Annotated in this window: 21 protein-coding genes and 2 pseudogenes; 15 read left to right on the top strand and 8 right to left on the bottom strand. The window is 48.5% G+C overall.

Translation table 11 applies throughout. The annotated features are described in order from the left end of the window. Window positions 1-7: 7 nt before the first annotated feature. On the bottom strand, window positions 8-1,213 hold the full coding sequence (locus SDE_RS14555; protein ID WP_011469257.1) for an HlyD family efflux transporter periplasmic adaptor subunit: 1,206 nt from the start codon (window positions 1,211-1,213) through the stop codon (window positions 8-10). A gap of 116 nt (window positions 1,214-1,329) precedes the next feature. Between SDE_RS14555 and SDE_RS14550 the strand changes: the two genes are divergently transcribed. The 6 genes and pseudogenes from SDE_RS14550 (at window position 1,330) to SDE_RS21960 (ending at window position 6,660) form a co-directional block, all read left to right on the top strand. Then, a complete protein-coding gene (locus SDE_RS14550) occupies window positions 1,330-1,950 on the top strand; it encodes a TetR/AcrR family transcriptional regulator (RefSeq protein ID WP_011469256.1) in 621 nt (206 codons plus the stop codon). Window positions 1,951-2,231: 281 nt separating this feature from the next. Continuing rightward, window positions 2,232-3,774: pseudogene (locus SDE_RS14545) on the top strand (IS91 family transposase). A 447-nt stretch (window positions 3,775-4,221) separates the two neighbouring features. Further along, the gene (locus tag SDE_RS14540) at window positions 4,222-4,842 is read left to right on the top strand and encodes a hypothetical protein (RefSeq protein WP_011469255.1); all 621 of its coding nucleotides are present in this window, start codon (window positions 4,222-4,224) and stop codon (window positions 4,840-4,842) included. Between the two features lie 53 nt (window positions 4,843-4,895). Beyond that, window positions 4,896-5,339 carry a hypothetical protein gene (locus SDE_RS14535; RefSeq protein ID WP_041324731.1) on the top strand — a complete coding sequence of 148 codons (444 nt, stop codon included), beginning with the start codon at window positions 4,896-4,898 and terminating at the stop codon, window positions 5,337-5,339. 63 nt (window positions 5,340-5,402) lie between these two features. Further along, a complete protein-coding gene (locus SDE_RS14530; protein WP_011469254.1) occupies window positions 5,403-5,900 on the top strand; it encodes an XAC2610-related protein in 498 nt (165 codons plus the stop codon). A gap of 146 nt (window positions 5,901-6,046) precedes the next feature. After that, a pseudogene (locus SDE_RS21960) lies at window positions 6,047-6,660 on the top strand (integrase core domain-containing protein). A gap of 458 nt (window positions 6,661-7,118) precedes the next feature. On the opposite strand, the gene SDE_RS14520 reads toward SDE_RS21960, so the two are convergent. The 3 genes from SDE_RS14520 to SDE_RS14510 all read right to left on the bottom strand — a co-directional run bounded on the left by SDE_RS14520 (window position 7,119) and on the right by SDE_RS14510 (window position 9,809). Next, window positions 7,119-7,751: a nitroreductase family protein gene (locus SDE_RS14520; protein ID WP_041324729.1), complete on the bottom strand. Its 633-nt coding sequence runs from the start codon at window positions 7,749-7,751 to the stop codon at window positions 7,119-7,121. Between the two features lie 43 nt (window positions 7,752-7,794). Beyond that, window positions 7,795-8,784 carry a cyclase family protein gene (locus SDE_RS14515; RefSeq protein WP_011469251.1) on the bottom strand — a complete coding sequence of 330 codons (990 nt, stop codon included), beginning with the start codon at window positions 8,782-8,784 and terminating at the stop codon, window positions 7,795-7,797. A 128-nt stretch (window positions 8,785-8,912) separates the two neighbouring features. Beyond that, complete coding sequence (locus tag SDE_RS14510; RefSeq protein ID WP_011469250.1) at window positions 8,913-9,809, bottom strand: LysR family transcriptional regulator; 897 nt, start codon at window positions 9,807-9,809, stop codon at window positions 8,913-8,915. 123 nt (window positions 9,810-9,932) lie between these two features. Here SDE_RS14510 and SDE_RS14505 point away from each other — a divergent pair, with 123 nt between their 5' ends. The 4 genes from SDE_RS14505 to SDE_RS14490 all read left to right on the top strand — a co-directional run bounded on the left by SDE_RS14505 (window position 9,933) and on the right by SDE_RS14490 (window position 12,859). Then, on the top strand, window positions 9,933-10,859 hold the full coding sequence (locus tag SDE_RS14505; RefSeq protein ID WP_049762656.1) for a DMT family transporter: 927 nt from the start codon (window positions 9,933-9,935) through the stop codon (window positions 10,857-10,859). A 78-nt stretch (window positions 10,860-10,937) separates the two neighbouring features. After that, window positions 10,938-11,558 carry a DUF4386 domain-containing protein gene (locus tag SDE_RS14500; protein WP_011469248.1) on the top strand — a complete coding sequence of 207 codons (621 nt, stop codon included), beginning with the start codon at window positions 10,938-10,940 and terminating at the stop codon, window positions 11,556-11,558. 51 nt (window positions 11,559-11,609) lie between these two features. Continuing rightward, window positions 11,610-12,086 (top strand): AAA family ATPase, encoded by a 477-nt coding sequence (locus tag SDE_RS14495; RefSeq protein WP_011469247.1) that lies wholly within the window; start codon window positions 11,610-11,612, stop codon window positions 12,084-12,086. Window positions 12,087-12,286: 200 nt separating this feature from the next. Next, entirely contained in the window at window positions 12,287-12,859 is a 573-nt protein-coding gene (locus SDE_RS14490) for a uracil-DNA glycosylase family protein (RefSeq protein ID WP_041324727.1), read from the top strand. Here SDE_RS14490 and SDE_RS14485 read toward each other — a convergent pair. Next, window positions 12,846-13,775: an AraC family transcriptional regulator gene (locus SDE_RS14485; RefSeq protein WP_049762655.1), complete on the bottom strand. Its 930-nt coding sequence runs from the start codon at window positions 13,773-13,775 to the stop codon at window positions 12,846-12,848. The genes SDE_RS14490 and SDE_RS14485 overlap by 14 nt on opposite strands. Window positions 13,776-13,954: 179 nt before the next feature. On the opposite strand from SDE_RS14485, the gene SDE_RS14480 reads away from it, so the two are divergent. The 5 genes from SDE_RS14480 (at window position 13,955) to SDE_RS14460 (ending at window position 16,244) form a co-directional block, all read left to right on the top strand. Then, window positions 13,955-14,506, top strand: a complete 552-nt coding sequence (locus SDE_RS14480) for a carboxymuconolactone decarboxylase family protein (protein WP_011469244.1) — start codon at window positions 13,955-13,957, stop codon at window positions 14,504-14,506. Window positions 14,507-14,527: 21 nt separating this feature from the next. Beyond that, window positions 14,528-14,761: a hypothetical protein gene (locus SDE_RS14475; RefSeq protein WP_011469243.1), complete on the top strand. Its 234-nt coding sequence runs from the start codon at window positions 14,528-14,530 to the stop codon at window positions 14,759-14,761. 89 nt (window positions 14,762-14,850) lie between these two features. After that, window positions 14,851-15,303: a YHS domain-containing (seleno)protein gene (locus tag SDE_RS14470; protein ID WP_011469242.1), complete on the top strand. Its 453-nt coding sequence runs from the start codon at window positions 14,851-14,853 to the stop codon at window positions 15,301-15,303. Between the two features lie 47 nt (window positions 15,304-15,350). Then, window positions 15,351-15,728, top strand: coding sequence for a DUF4383 domain-containing protein (locus SDE_RS14465; protein WP_011469241.1), 378 nt, complete (start codon window positions 15,351-15,353; stop codon window positions 15,726-15,728). 54 nt (window positions 15,729-15,782) lie between these two features. Beyond that, a complete protein-coding gene (locus tag SDE_RS14460) occupies window positions 15,783-16,244 on the top strand; it encodes a hypothetical protein (protein ID WP_011469240.1) in 462 nt (153 codons plus the stop codon). Window positions 16,245-16,352: 108 nt separating this feature from the next. Here SDE_RS14460 and SDE_RS14455 read toward each other — a convergent pair whose 3' ends face one another. The 3 genes from SDE_RS14455 to SDE_RS21955 form a co-directional block, all read right to left on the bottom strand. Next, window positions 16,353-16,871 carry a hypothetical protein gene (locus tag SDE_RS14455; RefSeq protein ID WP_011469239.1) on the bottom strand — a complete coding sequence of 173 codons (519 nt, stop codon included), beginning with the start codon at window positions 16,869-16,871 and terminating at the stop codon, window positions 16,353-16,355. A gap of 70 nt (window positions 16,872-16,941) precedes the next feature. Then, on the bottom strand, window positions 16,942-18,291 hold the full coding sequence (locus tag SDE_RS14450; RefSeq protein WP_011469238.1) for a recombinase family protein: 1,350 nt from the start codon (window positions 18,289-18,291) through the stop codon (window positions 16,942-16,944). Next, the gene (locus SDE_RS21955) at window positions 18,291-18,410 is read right to left on the bottom strand and encodes a DUF2924 domain-containing protein (protein ID WP_338056767.1); all 120 of its coding nucleotides are present in this window, start codon (window positions 18,408-18,410) and stop codon (window positions 18,291-18,293) included. Before SDE_RS21955 ends, SDE_RS14450 begins: the two co-directional genes overlap by 1 nt. Window positions 18,411-18,433 lie beyond the last annotated feature (23 nt).

The following is an 18,433-nucleotide window of genomic DNA, read 5'->3' as shown; positions in this document are numbered from 1 at the left end:
CTGAGCATTAGATGTCCACCGTGGCGGTAACTTCTAAACCCGTTAAGCTCTTCGCGAGCTGCGAGGACATCTCATCTAAATCGACTGTTACTCTAATAATGCGTGCATCTAGATTGGATGCAGGGCTCGTGCCCACGATACTCTGGCGTTCAACTTCCAAGCCAACTTCAGAAACCTTGCCTTGTAGCGGTGTTTTAAGTGCTGGGCTAGTAAGTAACACATTTGCGCCTACCACTACATCAGCGATATCTGTTTGATAGATTTCTAATTCAGCCTGCATCGAATCAGTGGCACCGAGAGTAGCAACACCCAAATTTCCAGGACGTTCGCCTACACGCACATGTAAACGGATTATGGTGCCGGGTTTCGGCGCTCGTATATACGCTTTTTGAAGATCTATTTTTGCGCGCTCAACATCAGCCCTTGCCAATTTTAATTGAGACAATGCAAGCTGAATATCTGTTTGGCTTTCGCCGCCAACCGTGCGACTCAATTGAGCCTCAATTTGTTCTAGTGACTTTTTCGCTGTAATTACGCTTAATTCGCTTTGCTCCAATTCTTTGAGTGACACCATTGAATTTTTATAAAGATCGACTACGCGCTGGTGGTTTAGTGAAGCAACATGTAAAGACTCCTCTGCGCCTTCGTGCTTGGCAAAAAGATCTTTTAGAGAAGTGTCTACAAGGCTTTCCATTTGGTTCAATGTTGCTAGCGCTACACCCAAACCTGCTTCTGCAACATTAACCGCGGATTGCAATTGATCTAGGCTATCCAGTTGCGCGATGACATCGTTGGCGTCTACCACTTGACCCTCTTTAACGAGAATTTTTGCGATGCGCGCATCACCAGCGCCGAACGGTGGAGCAACCACGATGACGTCACCATAGGGCATCAACCTCCCGAGCGCTTTAATCGTCATATTCTGCTGTGTTGCCAGTGATGCTTGCCGCTGAACCGGCGTCGCAATCGGGTGTTCTGACCCAGCACCGGGCACAAGACCTGTCGCCCTGAAGAAGAGCTGCAATCCCGGTGGCTGAAAATACATGCCAACAATTCCGCCCAATGCGATTAACCCCACAACGACGGATAGAATCAAAAACTTACGACGCACGGGTTGCCAGTTACGCTTTATCGCGAGATGTTTCGCAATACCATTTTCGATTAATGGCATTATCTCTTCAGATACCGCTCTATCTTTCGCTTTCTTCGTCATGCTGTGCCCCAGCTTGACCACATGAAATGGCCAAACTTTGTTTAAAAAGGTAGATTAATGACCTGCAAGTCAGTAATATACTGTAGCAATGCATAATCGGCAAGAGAATTTATTAAGTGACCCATACAGAAAGCCATAAACGTAACTTACGCCGCAAAGAGGCGCGACCAGACGAAATCGTAGATTCAGCCATGAAACTTTGGGCAAACCAAGGCTTCACCGCCACTAAAATCGAAGACATTGCCAAGGGTGCGGGTGTCGCAAAAGGTACCGTTTATCTCTATTTTGAGTCGAAAGAGGCCATTTTTGAGGCAGCCGTAAAGATCCGGTTGGCGGGCACCATGACGCAGATTGATGAGACCAGCAAAGATGAGTCGTTAAGCACTAGGGACTTGCTAAAGAACTTCTACTGGAGGGTATACCAGCAACTTTTCGTGAACGGATCAGCAGTCCTCATGAAGGTTCTGATTGCGGAAGGGCATCGCTTTCCCAGCCTGGTGAATGCCTACAAATCCGTCGTTTTATCGAACGGCATACATTCCATTGCCAACATCCTAAGGCGCGGCGTTGCAAGAGGAGAGCTCAACAAGTTAGCAAACACCATTGATAATCGCTTAGTGATGGCGCCGGTTGTCATGTTCACGACTTGGAGCATGATTACCGGAGAACAATCAAAGAGCGCCTATACAAAGCTCATAGATGATCACATTTATATATTGATGAAAGGTTTAGGTTGAAACGATGAAGTATGTCGCCAGTTACTTTAAAGGGATTCAGCCCTCATTTCTTGTGGGTAAATAAAAAGCCCTACTGGCCGGTGAGGGCTCATTAGGGCTAGTTACAAGGTGGTGGTGGAGTGGGACGTCGGTTCAAAACCCATTCGCTCAGCTGCTGGGGGTTGATAACAACTCGTGAGGGTTAACGCGGGTTAAGCGTTGAGCGATATCTCGGTCTAAACTGGACGTCTGACCGCAAGTCGTTATGCTGTATATAAGTACAGTATCAGCGGAAGATACCCATGTCACTGGCAAGGAGCGCCACGGCGAATCAATCGCCCACTCAAGCAAACCGTTACGAACGTCATCAACCCGAACAGGCGCTGCTCTACCAGCTCATCGAGCAGCACTATCCAGCCTTCAAAGCTTCACTCGAAGCCCAAGGACAAAACCTCCCTCGCTACATTCAACAAGAATTCGATGACTTCCTCCAATGCGGCCGCCTGGAATATGGCTTCTTACGGGTGAGCTGTGAGGATTGCCATCACGAGCGTTTGGTCGCTTTCAGCTGCAAACGACGCGGTTTTTGCCCCAGCTGCGGCGCTCGACGTATGGCAGAAAGTGCGGCTCTGCTGGTGGATGAGGTGTTTCCTGAAGCGCCCATTCGTCAGTGGGTATTGAGCTTTCCTTTCCAGTTGCGATTTCTACTGGCTCGCCATCCAGAGCTGATGGGCAAGGTCTTGAGTATCGTTTATCGCACACTCTCAACTCATCTGATAAAAAAAGCCGGTTACACCAAAGCCTCTGCACAAACTGTGCTCAGTGACCCTAATCCAACGCTTTGGCTCCGCGCTAAATCTCAATGTCCACTACCACATGCTGTTTCTCGATGGCGTCTATGCCGAAGATGACTATGGCAAGCAGCGCTTCCATCGCGTCAAAGCGCCGACTCACGGTGAGTTGAATACCCTCGTTCACACCCTCAGCCACCGCATCGCTCGTTGTCTGGAAAAGCAAGGTCTGCTGGAACGCTATGCTGAGAATACCTGGTTGATGCTGGAAGACAGTGAAGACGATGCACTCACTCAATTGCACGGCGCATCGGTGACCTACCGCATTGCCACCGGCCCCCAACAGGGGCGCAAAGTCTTCACCCTGCAAACCTTGCCAGAGCGTGAGGATAAAGCCGACTCAAGCAGTCGAGTAGCCAACCATGCCGGCTTCTCCTTGCATGCGGGCGTGATGGCGGAAGCGCATCAGCGCGATAAGCTGGAACGGCTGTGTCGTTACATTAGCCGGCCGGCAGTTTCAGAAAAGCGTCTGGTAGTGACGGCCAATGGTCAGGTGCGTTACGAACTGAAGACACCCTATCGCAATGGCACAACGCATGTGATCTTCGAGCCCTTGGATTTCATTGCCAAGTTGGCTGCTCTGGTTCCTAAGCCACGAGTCAACCTCACTCGATTTCACGGAGTATTCGCACCCAATAGCAAGCACCGAGTTGATGTGACGTCAGCCAAACGGGGTAAAAACTCCGACAAGTTGCAATCGTCGGAGGTGGATTGGCTCGACAAGAGCCCCGCAGAGCGCCATCGCGCTATGACCTGGATGCAACGCCTCAAGCGAGTGTTCAGCATCGACATCGAGGTTTGTGAACACTGCGGCGGTCGCGTCAAAGTGATTGCCAGCATCGAAGATCCCAAGGTGATTGAGCAGATTCTCAAGCACCTAAAGCAGAAAGCGGTCAAAGCGAATGCTGCCAAGCAGCAAGAGTTGCCACCAGAGCGAGCGCCGCCACTGACGCCCAGCCTGTTCGATCCATCGCAGAGTCGTCTCTTTGACTGATAAGCACAAAGCTAACACTTCCAACTTTTAAGTGGAGCGGTGGGGCTGCTTACATCCCGTGAATCATCAATCAGAGAATTTGCCGCTAAGCTGAACCTTTTTTAAGCGGTTTGGGTTGGTTCGATAGAGAAAATTGGGGCTTGAGTGGTAAACGGGTGAGGGGATTTCAGGTAAGATACTTCGGATGAAGGGCAAATCGGTGGTTTATACTTCCTATACCCTCTAGAAGGCCAAAAAGGTCGTTTATACTTCCTATACTCTAAACCACTGCGTGTCAATTTGGGTGTATTGTGCGTTAAATTACCGGGCATCCCCTTTCATGTATTGCTATAAAGTGGGTTACATGGCGAGGCCATATTTTGGCGGAAACTTTAATATGGTCCAGACCGTGATTATATCGCTATTGTTGTTTTTAAGCGAAAAAAATAGGTTAAGAAAGAGAGGAGCATGGAAAAAAAGCAATTTCTGAATATATATTTAATGCTTGTTATTACATTTAGTGTGTTGGCAGGCTGCTCAAAGCAGTCATATAGCGTAAAGGTCAATGTAGCTTCGACAAGCGGCTACGGTGTAGTTTTATATAATTTCCCCGTTTCACAAAGTTACGCTGGCTATGTAAATGTCGACCTAAACGATCCCGTCATTTACGTTCACCCAAACGTACCAGGTGAGTGGACCGGTTTGGTGGTGCTTCCGCCTTTTAAAGATTTTGAAGGGGAAAAATTGCCTGATAGTATCAATGTTGAGTACCAATACGCGGAGTTGTCAGAGTGCAGCACTAGCTATTTGGAATATCCTTTAGAATTTGAACGTAGTGGCAAGCCCAAGCGAGTTTTAGACCAGAAATATTATACAAAACGTCATTGTAAAAAGTGGCATCTTCTGCCTGATAAGAGGTATAACCAAGAAGTTGACTTAACAAAACTAAATGAGTCACAAGAAATGAAATTACTCGGTAGCAGAAAGTCCAATGGAAATCGCATCGGTGTTGTTCTGCACATAGAATTTAGAGATGATGGTAGTCTAAGAGCTCGACTCGAGAATACCACCCACAATATGTGGAAATAGCAAAAACGTCTTATTAACACTCGATAATAGCCTGCGAATTAGAGGAAATGGTTATGTTTTGTAGAGTTATGATTTTTTGTAATGTTTGTTTTTTTACTTGCATTGAAGCCAACGCTTCTACTGAGACATCGTGGGGACGAATAGAAGCCTGTATCTACGAAAAAAATAAATCGCAAGAATTGCTAAATGATGTCAATTATATATCTAAAGAGCTCGCCAACAAACATAGTAGCGGTTCCTCAGATTACAGTGAGCTTGATAAAATATTAACGGCTCTTTTTGCTCCCCATCCTGGGCCCATTTCCGAGGATGGATTTAAAAAAACAAGGACGTGCAGTGCGCAGATGAGGATTTCTTTAATCAAGCAGAGCGCCTCTCATATCAAAGACAATAATAATGACTGGTTAATTTGTTATCAAAAGTCATTCTCTGAAGATCACGCAGTTATAAAAGCGGCAAAACAACTCGACAATTGTATAAGTCAATTAGCGAATTAGTGAGTTTGAAAAACACTGGTACAATTGCCGGTTAATCCTATCATTACAGGAGTAGTACAAGCCATGAAACTGGAATATATTTTGTTGTTTATGCTTATTATTTCTGCAGGAGTTCATGCAGAATCAGAGTTAAGTTCTCCGGAAAATGTATTCCCATTCAAATACAAACCAACTCCAAATCTCGAACTAGTATTAACCAAAGAGAACAGTAGCGTTAGAGTTGTCTATCCGAATGGAAATGCTGAAGAGATAACAACCCTGGAAACCAGGAATTGGAATGACAACTACAATATAACCAAAGACTTCAATTTTGATGGCTTCATTGATCTGGGTATATGGGTTGGCGTAGCCCCCAGAGGACTTAATGAAAATTATGATATTTTTATATGGGATGAAAAAGAACATAAACTCAGGAAAGTGACAACCATAGTGAACCCAGATATTGAAGAAGCTTTTTTAGTCGAAAATATTATAGATACAACATGTCAAGATAGTAGCCAAATATGTGTCCATTCCAGGCGTTATAAAATAATTGGGGACGAAATAATTGCAGATAAATAATCGGGAACGGAACGTTAATGTGAACCTTAACCCGATTATGCTTTATTTTCCTTCGGTCTATACCGGTATTAATTCACTGTCAGCCTCCCCTGGACTGAGACAGACTTAATTAGAGTTTTCTGAGAAAACCTACTCAGGAGGCTGGTATGAAAAACTCCCGTTTTACAGAAACCCAAATAGTTTCAATTTTTAAAGAAGCAGATGCAGGGCTGAAAGTTGAGTAGATATGCCGCATGCATGGCATAAGCAATGCAACATACTACAACTGGAAAAGTAAATACGGAAGTATGGAAGCTTCCGATGTTAAACGGCTTTAAGAACGGGAAGACGAAAATGCTCGTCTGAAAAAAGTGTATGCCAACCTGAGCCTTGAACACGAAGCTGTTAAGGATTTTATGCACGACACTTTGTATTGCGGAAAAACCTTTCGCACCCTCAATGTTATAGACGAAGGAGCTCGCGAATGTTTGGCAATAGTAGTTGACAGTTCCCTGCCTGCTGCAATGAGCACAATATCGAAATGGCTTACATCAAGCCTGGCAAGCCGCAACAAAATGGCTTTGCCGAACGATTTAACGGATCGTTCAGAAGAGAGTTTTTGGATGTCTATTTTTTTGAAACTATACGTCAGGTTCGCGACATGGCTTGGGTATGGATGATTGGTTACAACGAAGAAAGACCGCATGACAGTCCTGGTGATGTACCTCCAGCTGTCTATCGACAAAAACTGGAAAACTCTAATTTAGAAATGTCTCACTGATGGGGAAGTTGACACGCAAATCCCCGCATCAGCCCTAATTTCTTGATGGTAAAGTTGTGGGTTAATAAATAGCCCTAATGGCTGGTGAGGGCTCATTAGGGCTATTTACAAGGTGGTGGAGGCGGGGGGGGTGGATTCGGGCCATCCTTGGCCCTCACCCCTGGGGGGCGACTTGACGGTCGTCCAAAATTGTTCCTGACAATTTTGTGAACCCCGACTGTGCAAGTCCAAAGCTCAGGCTCACAGCCAATAAAAAAGCCCCACCCTTGCGGGTGAGGCTTTTTTATTGGTTTGGTGGTGCTGTAGGACGCGGGTTCAACTCCCAAAACGGGAACTGAATTGGTCTATTAAACGGTGCCTTTCGCCTGCGCCAAACCCTAGCCTGAAACACTTCGAAATAACCGGCCCCTCCCGAAGTAGTCCTTTGTCTACATTCTGGTTTCAATGATCCGGGCCATTCATGCCGTTATTGATTCGACCACCTCATCGTAATCAAAGCGTACTTTTTGCAGATTTGCGCTGTAATCGTTAGCACTTCGACAGCCTAAAGCAACGACGACGGAACTTTCCAGCCCTCGCTCAGCCAGCCCCAGAACCTGGTCGTATCCGTTCGGATCAAATCCAGTCATTGGACAACTATCAACACGCATTGAGGCTGCCGCAGCGAGCAGCGTTCCCAGTGCGATATAGACTTGCTGATGGGCCCATGCTTTCTTTTCCCAATCGGATTTAGCGGCAAGGGCGGCTTTCATGTTGCTAGCATAACCTGCGAGTTCGCTCATTGATTGCCCTCTCGTTTTCATGCACTGGGCGATATAACGATCCACAGCCGGGTCCCCGATATCCGTCTGGGCGGCAAAGACCACCAGATGCGAACAAAAGACGACTTTCTGCTGCCCGAAGGAATGGGCCAGCAACTCTCGACGAATACTTTCTGATTGGATCAGCAAAATTTTGTAGGGTTGTAGTCCATAAGAGGAGGCACTCTTGCGCGTTGCGTCCAGCAGGGTGGTAACCGTCTGATGGTCCAGAATGCTGGGTGAAAATTCTCGCACCGCGTAGCGCCAGTCAAGGGCTTCAAGAATGTTCATTTTGAATATCTCCAAATGTAGGGTAAGTGGTTAAGACTTGCTGTTATTCAGCATCAGCGTATGGAATGGCGATGGGGCGAAGAGGGGCCGCATCAGCGCCGCGCAGCTTTAACGGAGTGCCGATAAAGGCAAAGTGATAGACTCGGTCTCTGGCCAGTTGCTCCAGATCGACCAATTCCATAATCGTGACTCCCTGCTGCGCGAGCAAATAGGTGTGAACGGGCACGTAGTTATTCGCGTCTTCGGATGGGAACGCTTCGAAGCTGAGGTTATCTGCGCCTAATGACAAAACCTGTTTGTCTTCAGCCAGAAAGCGTGCTGCAGCCATGCCCAGCCCCGGAGCATTTTCCATAAATCGTTGTGCGTCGTTATAGTGGCGCATGCGCCCTGTACGGATCAGTACCACATCCCCAGGAAAGATTACGGTGTCCTGGGCGACGAGCGTCTTTTCAAGGTCCTCCCGGGTGATCCGATATCCCGGTGACAGTTCATCAACTTGCTTGGCTGCGGGTACATCAAGCAAGACGCCTCTGGCAATGATCGGCGGAATGTTTTCTGCCCCGGTCTTCTGCCAGCCGCGGTCACCGAGATACTGCGCTGCCGAGAAGTGGTTCCAGATCTTTCCATTGAGCCCAAAATGGTTGAGCGCGTCGATATGGGTGCCGGTATGCGCATACATCGAGAAGGCCGAACCGGAATAGCTGACCCGGTCATTTTGCCGGTCTCCCACGGATAACGGGTCATCGACTTTGGTTCCTTTCGGTGTGTGCGTCATCCATATCTGGAAATGCGGATCACCTGCCGCCTGCCAGCTGGGCATGCCAATGAAATATTCCACACTCAGGTCGTAAGTCACAGCAGGGTTCAGATTCTGCAATGCCGCTCGTCTGGACTCCGGTGTGATGAGGTTCAGGCGACCAATTTCATCGTCTGATCCCCAGGGACTGGAGGCGACGTCTGCGCCAAACGTCAAACCCGGCAAGAGCATCAGGCCAAAAATGGAAGTTCGGAAAATGTTCAGTTTGCGGTTCATAGCGATATCTCCTGGTTGTTGGAGATGCCACTGTAAGAAATCGCTTTGGTTCAAAAAATAGAGAATTAAGAACAATATTTTTTCCAATTTGGAAAATATCACGATCTCAATTTATCAGCGGGTCGACCTTATTCCCAGAACGACTTCTGATTCAGGTGCTCTTCGAGGTGTGCCACCAGCAGGCGAACCTTCGCTGGCTGTTTGCGTCCGGGGGGAAACAAGGCAAACACCGTGTACGGTTTGGCGGGAAAATCGGTCAGCAGGGGTACCAGTTTCTGGTTTTCAAGATCGTTTTCGACCAGAAAGCGCGGGATGAAACCGATTCCTGCGCCAGCAATCAGGCACTCCCGGATCGCCAGACTGCTGTCGGTTCTGAAATTGCCTCCCACGATCACTTCCTGATTGCCCAGTTCCCAGACTTTGGGGCGGTCGTGCAGGGTGTACAGCAAACAATTGTGATGGACCAGATCATCCGGGCACCTGATCTCAGGATTCTGGGCAAGGTAGGACGGGGCAGCGCACACGACGTTGCGGGACTGTTTCAGCGCACGGGCCTGCAAGCTGGAATCAGCGAGCGAGTGACGCACCCGTATGGCAAGATCCACGCCTTGTTCTACCAGATCGACCAGACGATCACTGAACTGCAGATCAATGTCGATATCCGGATAGCGGCGCAAAAAACTGTCGACAGCCTCGGTGAGGTGAGTCAACCCGAAAGACATCGGTACATTTAGTCGAATCGACCCTTTAGGGCTTGTCTGATAGCCCTGTGCTTCAAGCTCGGCTTCTTCAAGTGCATCCAATAGTTCTTGCGTGCGTTTCAGGAACGTCAGTCCGGCATCACTCAGATTCAGCCGACGCGTGGTCCGGTGAATCAAGCGGGTACCCAGATCGCGCTCGAGAAAAGCAATATGTTTGCTGACCGTGGCCGGCGTGGTGTCCAGATCATCCGCCGCCAGCGTGAAACTTTTCAGCTCCGCCACCCGTCGGAAGATCTTCATGGCAACGAATTTGTCGGTAGCCATGGCGCCCCCTGATTCTTTCTTTTTTGGAAAAAAACATGTTCGAGTTTAGCTAATTGTCGGGGTAAAAAAAAGCGGCACACTATCGGTCAGAACGAAACATTGATTAACCGGAGAGTGTTGACCATGAATATTTTACTGCGGCAACCGCTGCCTATTTCAGAAAAGGTCCTGACCTGGGGGCTGCTCCTGCTGAACGGACTTTTGATTGCGCTGATGCTGGCGCTAGCTAAAACGGCTACCTCACAGGGCTTACCTGCAGCAAGCTATGCCTTCTGGCAGACGCTGATCGCAGGAACGCTCCTACTGGTATTTTCAGGCGGCCAGAAGAAACATTTCAGCAGACAACTGATGCCATATTTCTTGGTCAGTGGTCTGACGGGAATCGCGATTCCCAATGTGATAGCCTTTTATCTGGTGACGCGTCTGGGGGCCGGATTTACCGGCATCATGTACGCGCTGCCACCCCTGTTTACGTTTCTGTTGGCCTTGACCTTGAGGCTCGAAAAGCTCGCATGGACCCGGTTCGCCGGGCTTGGCATGGCCGTGTTGGCCTGTTCCTGGATCGTGTCACAACGGCATGAGGAAATGGGGTTGGTGAATCCACTATGGTTCGGCTTGGGCCTGCTTATTCCCTTCATGCTCTCCATTGGAAACATCTATCGCTCAATCGCCTGGCCCAAGGACGCAAAGCCTACCACCCTGGCAGCCGGTACCTTGCTCACCAGCGCCTTGACGCTTGCTGTGTTTGCGCGGTCGACTGGAACCGACCTATTGCCAGACCTGCTTGATTCAAACCTGTTCGCGATCCTGGCTTTGCAAGGGGGGCTAACGGCTTTAACCTATTTATGTGCATTTGAATTGCAAAAGCGATCCAATCCGGTTTTCTACAGTCAATTGGGAGTTGTCGCCGCGCTGTTTGGGTTGATGATCGGTGCCCTGTGGTTTAAAGAGTCCTATTCCTTCGGTATCTGGATCGGTGCATTGTTCGTTGTGCTCGGGCTGAAACTGGGCGCACGTCGTGTCGAGAATTCATGGCCCCAGCGCAGCTGAGGCTGCGACACTGAGCGACCTGGGTCGTTTCATTAATCATGTGAGCTGACATTGCTTTCCCAACCAAGGAGATCCAGCATGACCAAAACATTGAATGCGAGGACACTGTCGTTAGTAGCCGGCGGAAGTTACTGGGTGATTTTCTTCGCCGCTATTTTCGCCAATTTCTTTGTTCTTGAAACGTTGATCGCTGACCCTATTGCAACCGTCCAACAACACCATGGTCTGCTGCGAGCAGGCATTCTCGCTTTTCTGATAACGGTGGTTTTCGACGTGATTGTCGCTTGGTCGCTTAACGAGCTGTTCAAAGAGCATCCGCTGTCTGCGTTAAGCACGCTGTTCAGAATGATGCATGCGGCCATCATGGGAGTGGCTATTTTTGCACTTCCCGAAGTGTTGACTTTGGCCAGCAGTGAAGAAATTCTGCAGCAAGTATCCATTTTTAATACGATCTGGTTGTTGGGGCTTTTCTTCTTTGGTATCCATATCGTGTTGTTGGGAATTATCTTCTCAAGAATAAGAATCGTAGAATGGCTTCTCATAGTGGCCGGTGCCATGTATATGATCGATACCGTCGCACATTTTGTATTACCCGACTATTCAGAATATGCAACCCTCTTCCTGGCGCTTGTCGCGATTCCAGGCCTATTGGGCGAGATGTCCTTTGCGATTTGGCTACTCATGAAAGGCGGGAAGTAATGGCTTCCGGCTCGTTAAAGCGTTATTCCAAGATGGACAAGGGATGAGAAAATGTTAGTGCTGTTATGTGGAAAAATGGGGGCAGGTAAATCGACGAAAGCGATCGAGTTGGCCAAGGAGCGAAATGCGGTTTTGATATCGGAAGATCACTGGCTCAGTGCTTTATTTCCGGACCAAATTTTCCGCATTGAAGATTATGTGCGCCTTTCTAATTTGATAAAGCCATTAGTTAAGTCATTGGTGCAGGGCATTCTAAAGTCTGGCGCAAACGTAGTTATGGATTTTCCGGCTAATACAGTGGCGCAAAGGCAATGGTTGAAGAGCATTTTTTCTGAAATAAATGCCAACCACGAGTTGATATTTCTGAACGTGACGGACGATGTCTGTTTGCAGCAAATTGCCAAAAGGCGTATTGAACAGCCTGAGCGCGCCGCAACGGATACCGAGGACATGTTTCTGAGGGTAACCCAATATTTTGCAGAACCGTCTCCAGAAGAAGGATTCCTTGTTACTACAATTGAGAGGTGAATGCATAACATCATCTTTCCGTGGCTTCCGCATTGAAGATTGGGAAGTACTAAGACAAACCGCTTTTCAGCGAAAGAAAGAGGGTATGGAGAATATCCTGGCCCTTCTGTTGGGAAGTTAGTGAGGCTTGTCTTGAGCGTTGGCGCTCTGAAGGCAATGGCCACAATTTAGGGCGCTAATCCTACAGAATGAGATTGAACATGAACCGCTTGATTCCATTGATAAACCAAATTCGGCAGTGTCGCGATTGTGAACCCGAGTTACCATTGGGAGCTAGACCCATCGTACGTGGTGCTCCGAATGCAAAGATTTTAATTATCGGCCAAGCCCCCGGCACCAAAGTGCATGCCAGTGGCATTCCCTGGGATGATGCCAGTGGCAGACGTTTGCGCCAATGGATGGGTATTGATGATCAAGCGTTCTATGATGAATCGCGGATCGCCATCATGCCAATGGGTTTTTGTTATCCCGGCAAGGGTCGTTCGGGTGACCTGCCGCCTCGTCCAGAGTGTGCGCCAAAATGGCACGCGCGTATGCTTGCATCACTGCCGAATATTCAGCTTACTTTGTTGATTGGTCAGTACGCGCAGAAATATTATCTAAAAGAAGGCTTCACTAACCTTACCGACACGGTCAAACATTGGGAAGACTATTTACCACACTACTTTCCTCTGCCGCACCCATCACCTCGCAATCAAATTTGGCTTAAACAAAACCCCTGGTTTGAAGAAATTGCGATACCTGAATTACAGCGCCGAATTATTGCGTGCTAGCCCGCTTGCGATATTCACCAGGTCGACAGTCAAACTGTTTAGAAAAAGCCAAACTAAAAGCCGCTTCGCTTTGGTAGCCAATTAATTCGGCAATTTGGCCTAAGGAATAATCGCTTTCAATTAACAAGCGGCTGGCGCGATTGAGCCGAATAAACATCACATATTGTAAAGGCGACATTTGAGTAAGTTCAGAGAACCGATTGGAAAAGGCCGAGCGCGACATGTTGGCAATTTGCCCTAAACTTTCGACGCTCCACTTGTGCTGTGGCTCAGCGTGTATACGTGATAACACCATGCTGATTCGATTGTCGGCAAAGGCTGAAAGAAAAGGAATATTGTGCGGACTACTGTCGAGTAGTAAACGAATAGCCTGAATAAAAATAATATCGGAAAGGCGGTGGATAATGGCGTGCGCACCTGGGCGCATTTGCGCGGCCTCATGCGCAACAAAACCCATTACGGCATCTAACCACTTTGCGTGGTGTCCTTGATCGGCTGTAATGGATAACACGGAAGGTAGATTATCAAGCAAGGGATGGGTCTCACGTTCGTCAAAAGCAAACTCACCACAGACTAAGGTGCAACCTGCGCCGCCGCCGCCATAGACCAAGGGACCTTCACCGGTATATTGCGTTTCCGATAGTACGTCACCCAATGGTTTAGCCGCAGTCTCTTGAGTATCGCCCATCACATGCGCCGCCCCATGGGGGATGATCACTAGGTCGCCATTGGCGAGAAACAAAGGTTTGTTTTCTCCCTCAACACGCAACCAGCACTGCCCACGTATGGCAATGTGGAATCGCGCCACCTTGCCCTTTGCTGGTACAGCTACTCCCCAGGGTGCGCTCATCTCGGTGCGAAAGTAAAGGCTGCTCTGCATGCGCAGGGTGTTCAGGATATCGGTTAAGGCGTCCACGATAAGTCTCTCTATTGGAGTGTTGGCACTATTTTCCCTTTATAAGTCATATAAAACAATACTAAATACGATTTAGTGTAAAAGACGGACTTTAAAATATTAAAAGTGCAGGTTTTCTGGGTGATTATAAGCGCATGGACGTAATGTTCCATATCCTTTAATCAATCAGGAGAAACACTATGGCTCGTATTCCCACCCTTCCCGTAGGCGAGGCCGAGGGTAAAACCAAAAGTCTTTATGAGACTGTGCAGCGCCAGCTTGGCATTGTTCCCAATATTTTTCTTACCTTTGGCCAAGCGCCTGCCGTATTGGAAGCCTATTTAGGCCAGGTTTCTGCGCTTGCAGGCGGCGCCCTATCGTCCGACTTGCGAGAACAGATTGCCGTGGCGACAGCAGCGCTAAATGCCTGCGATTACTGCGCTTCGGCCCACACACTGTTGGGCAAAAAAGCAGGTGTAAGCGAGGCTGAACTCGCGGCGAATCTCGCTTTGCGTTCAGATCACCCGCACACACAGGCGGTACTTACCTTTGTTAAAGCCATTGTTACCAAGCGTGGACACATCGCCGACAGCGACCTTCTAGCCATCCGTGCGGCGAATTACAGCGAAGAAGAAATTGTCGAAATCATCGCACATGTTGGTTTGAACATGTTTACCAACTACTTCAACCACATCGCGCAAACCGATATCGATTTTCCCTTAGTGGAAACTCAAAAATCGAAAGTTGCATAATTTAATCCAAGAGGAATAAGTATGAAAAACACGGCCTTAAGTATTTTGATGTTAACGACACTTTGTACAAGTTTAGCGTTCGCTGAAGGTAGTACCGGTACGGGTGGCAAAAGCGCTGGTAATGGTACGGGCACTAAAGGCGCCGGCAACGGCACAGGTGGCAAAGTAAACGAAGGTGGTACGGGTGGTAAAACCTTTGTGGTCGAAACCGGTACAGGAAAGGTGTTTGAAATCAACATTGACCTGGCGCCATAAATTCAGCAATCAACGTATGTAGCGCCGCCAACAGTGAAAGCGGGATCGTGGCCATACACATCAACAATTTTTCATTAAAAGGTAATGTTATGAGTATCAAAAAAATTGTATTTGGATTAATCGCAAGTGTGTTTTTTTCAGCAGCAGCCAATGCCGGCAGTGCAGATCATAGTGCTCCTGCCGTACAAGGCTATGATGTTGTGTCGTACCACATCGAAAAACGCCCAGCTAAAGGTAATGGGCATTATGTAGCGACACATAATGGTGCTACCTATTTATTCTCGAGCGAAGAGAACCTAAGCGAGTTTAAAAAGTCACCAGAAAAATACGCGCCAGCCTACAACGGATACTGTGCGTTTGGTGTATCGGTAGGTAAGAAATTTATTGGTGATCCTGAAGTATGGCGAATTGTAGAAGGCAAGCTTTACCTTAATTTAGATGCCAATATTCAATCGGAGTGGTTGAAAGATGTTCCTGGTAAAATCAAAGAGGCGGATAAAAACTGGAAACGCATTGCGAGCAAATCACCAGAGTCGCTCTAGAGTGTCGTTGATACAACGCATGAACGGTAAAAAATTGGAGGCTTAACATGACTGCGTTAATACTTCACAGCAAAAACATAGCGCTAGCTTTTGGTTTTACATTTATTGCAGTTGCGCTTTTAGGTTTTGTTCCTAATCCCTTGGTTTCTCCGCATGGCGTATTTGCGGTGAATCTGGCTCATAATTTGGTTCATCTACTTACAGGTGTTGCCTTTGTTGCTGGGGTTTATCTGTTTAGAGGAAGGGAACACAAGGTCATACTCGTGCTAGGCGGGCTATATTTTGCCGTTGCAATACTGGGTTTCTTCACCAAAGGTGACATGCTATTGGGCATTGTGCATATTAATGAAGCCGACCGTTGGTTGCATCTTGGTCTCGCGTTAGCGATATTGGTGTCGGGTATGGTTTTTAAATCATCAAAGTAGTACAAGGGGGAAGGCGCAATGCGTTTTCCCCTGGCTTTTAATGAGTAAAAAATAGTGAGAGATATTCAATATCAACGTTTAGAAGCTGTTGATTCAGTGGCGCTTCTAAGTATTTTAAATAAACAAAAAGTACGCACACACCTTGTGGCTCACGATCAGTTTGATTTGTTTTCGTTTAACGAGTGGATAGCTGAAAAAAAGCGTATCGACCTACAACCAAAATGCCGCGTGCGCGCAGTAATAGTTGACGATCAAGTGGCGGGCTGGTGTGGTATTCAGCCAGATGAAGACAAATATGAGCTTGCCATTGTGATCGATGAGTCCTTTTGGGGGATAGGATTAACAATTTTCAAACAGCTTATGCTATGGGCAAAAGATCTGAAGCATGATCGAGTACTTATTCATCTTCTGGCGACACGAAAGTCGTACAAGTTTCTTGAAAAAATGGCTATAAAAAAATTACCCACCCGAATGATGGATCATGACTTTGTAACCTATGTGTTTGTTGTTGAATGAAGCAAACGCCGATCTATTGATTTTGATAGCATTAAACCACGCCAATTTTTCGTAAATGCCGTTGTGACACCGGCAAGGGGCAGCTAGTGTTTAACAATCGGCAATATTTCAAACCATATGCCTTTCCCGCTGTTCCGACCACAGTCTTGGCGGATCCACCGCCAAATCAAACAGGGTGATAGTAGGCGGCAGTTGGTCGTCCAAAATGGCCTCGACGATATCCGGCGCCAGCGTGGTTAGGTAAACCATCCGGCTGATGTAGCTATTGTCGAGCCCCTCCAGTTGGGCAATCTCGCGCAAAGAGCTGACCTCGCCCGTTTCCAGCATCTGCAACCAGCGGTGTCCTCGAGCCAGCGCCAGCTGCAGTGGGGTTGGCTGGGTATCCCAGGGCCTCGGCTCTTGGACGGTTCCGTCCGGCAAGGTGATCAAGCGCCGCCCGCTGCGGCGCTTCAGGTTTATGGTCACGTTGATACTCAACTTGCCGTCACTGGATTCGACCACACTGGCTGCGCCGGGTCGCTCGAGCTCAAAGTGGTAGCCGCTACCTTTGTTGCTCACCCCGTCCTTGGGGTTCGCCGCTTTGCGGCCCGCAGAGCGGTCCAAATTTTTTCCTGAAAAATTAGTCATGCAGCACCTCCATGTGCTGCACCCTGACGGGCAGCCTGCGGCTGTGCAAATTTTCTATCCTGAAAATTTGTCATGCCACATCCTCCTGCTTGTAGGAGTCGGTGATTTCCAGGGCCAGCCGCTCAACCCCGTTGTCCCTCAGCCGCACATCCACGCGATCGGGGCTGACCACCACCTTCTCGACCATCAGCCGGATGATCCGAGCCTGCTCTTCTGGGAAAAGCTGATCCCACACTTTGTCTATTTGGTTGAGGGCCACCGCTACTTGAGCCTCATCCAGGGCATCTTCCCGCTGGCCGGTAACGGCCGCGATTCGCTCTCTGACCGGTGGCGTTTGTAGCAGGCCACGAATCTGATCGACCACCACCGATTCAAGTTCGGCCGCCGGTATTCTCGGCAGGCCGGAAGCCCCTGAAAACTCCTTAGTGTCCCGGGTGCTGATGTAATACCGGTATCGGCGCCCGCTTTTCTTCTTGGCCGAGGTCCAGCATGTCAAAGCGCGGCCATCCTCGCCGAAAATCATACCCTTTAACAGAAATGGGATTTTGCCTTTGGTGTAGTTGCCTCGCGTCCGGAAGTTAACAGCCAAAATCGAATGCACATCGCCCCAGAGCTTTTTGTCGATAATCGGTTCGTGTTTTCCTTCGTACCATTGGTCCTTGTGTCGCAGCTCACCAAGGTAGGTCCGGTTGTTTAACAGCTTGTATATCAGCCCCCGATCAATCGGCTTGCCTGGGCGATGACGACCGTCTTGTGTTGTCCACGACTTGCTCATGACATTCTCCAATCTGAGCTTTTTGTAGAGAAGGGTGGTGGAGGCGATCTCCGTGAACCGCTTAAAAATATGCTTGATGAGTTTGGCTTCCTGCGGATTGATCACCAGGCAGCGATCGACGACATCGTAACCAAGCGGCGGAATGCCACCCATCCAGAGCCCTTTTTTCTTGCTGGCGGTGATTTTATCGCGGATGCGTTCACCGGTGACTTCTCGTTCGAACTGCGCAAAGGACAGCAAGATATTCAGCATCAGCCGCCCCATCGAATTGGTGGTGTTAAATTGCTGGGTCACTGATACAAAGGACACGCCATGTCGCTCAAAGACTTCGATCATTTTCGAGAAGTCCATCAGACTGCGTGTCAGTCGGTCTATCTTGTAGACCACCACAACATCGACTCTGCCTTCCTTAATGTCGGCCAGCATACGTTGCATCGCAGGGCGGTCCATATTGCTGCCGGAGTATGCCGGGGCGTCATAGTCGTTTTCGACTGGGATCCAGCCTTCAGCGCGTTGACTGGCGATATAGGCGTGGCCCGCATCTCGCTGGGCGTCAATCGAGTTGTATTCCTGGTCGAGCCCTTCATCGGTTGATTTACGTGTGTAGACAGCACACCGCAGGCGCTTTTTGATTTCGGAACTCATCAGCCTTTTCGCCCCTTGGTTTTGCTCTTGTAGACTTCCTTGCGTAAGCCAAAGAACAGCGGGCTAGACCATTGTGTGCCGGTGATTTTCCAGGCAATGACGGACAGGCTTTTGTAGATGCGTTAGGGAAGCGGCGCAATAC

The organism is Saccharophagus degradans 2-40 (assembly GCF_000013665.1).
In the GTDB taxonomy this organism is placed as follows: domain Bacteria; phylum Pseudomonadota; class Gammaproteobacteria; order Pseudomonadales; family Cellvibrionaceae; genus Saccharophagus; species Saccharophagus degradans.
Note: the sequence above shows the minus strand (reverse complement) of the source record. Positions and strands in the feature narration are given on the sequence as shown.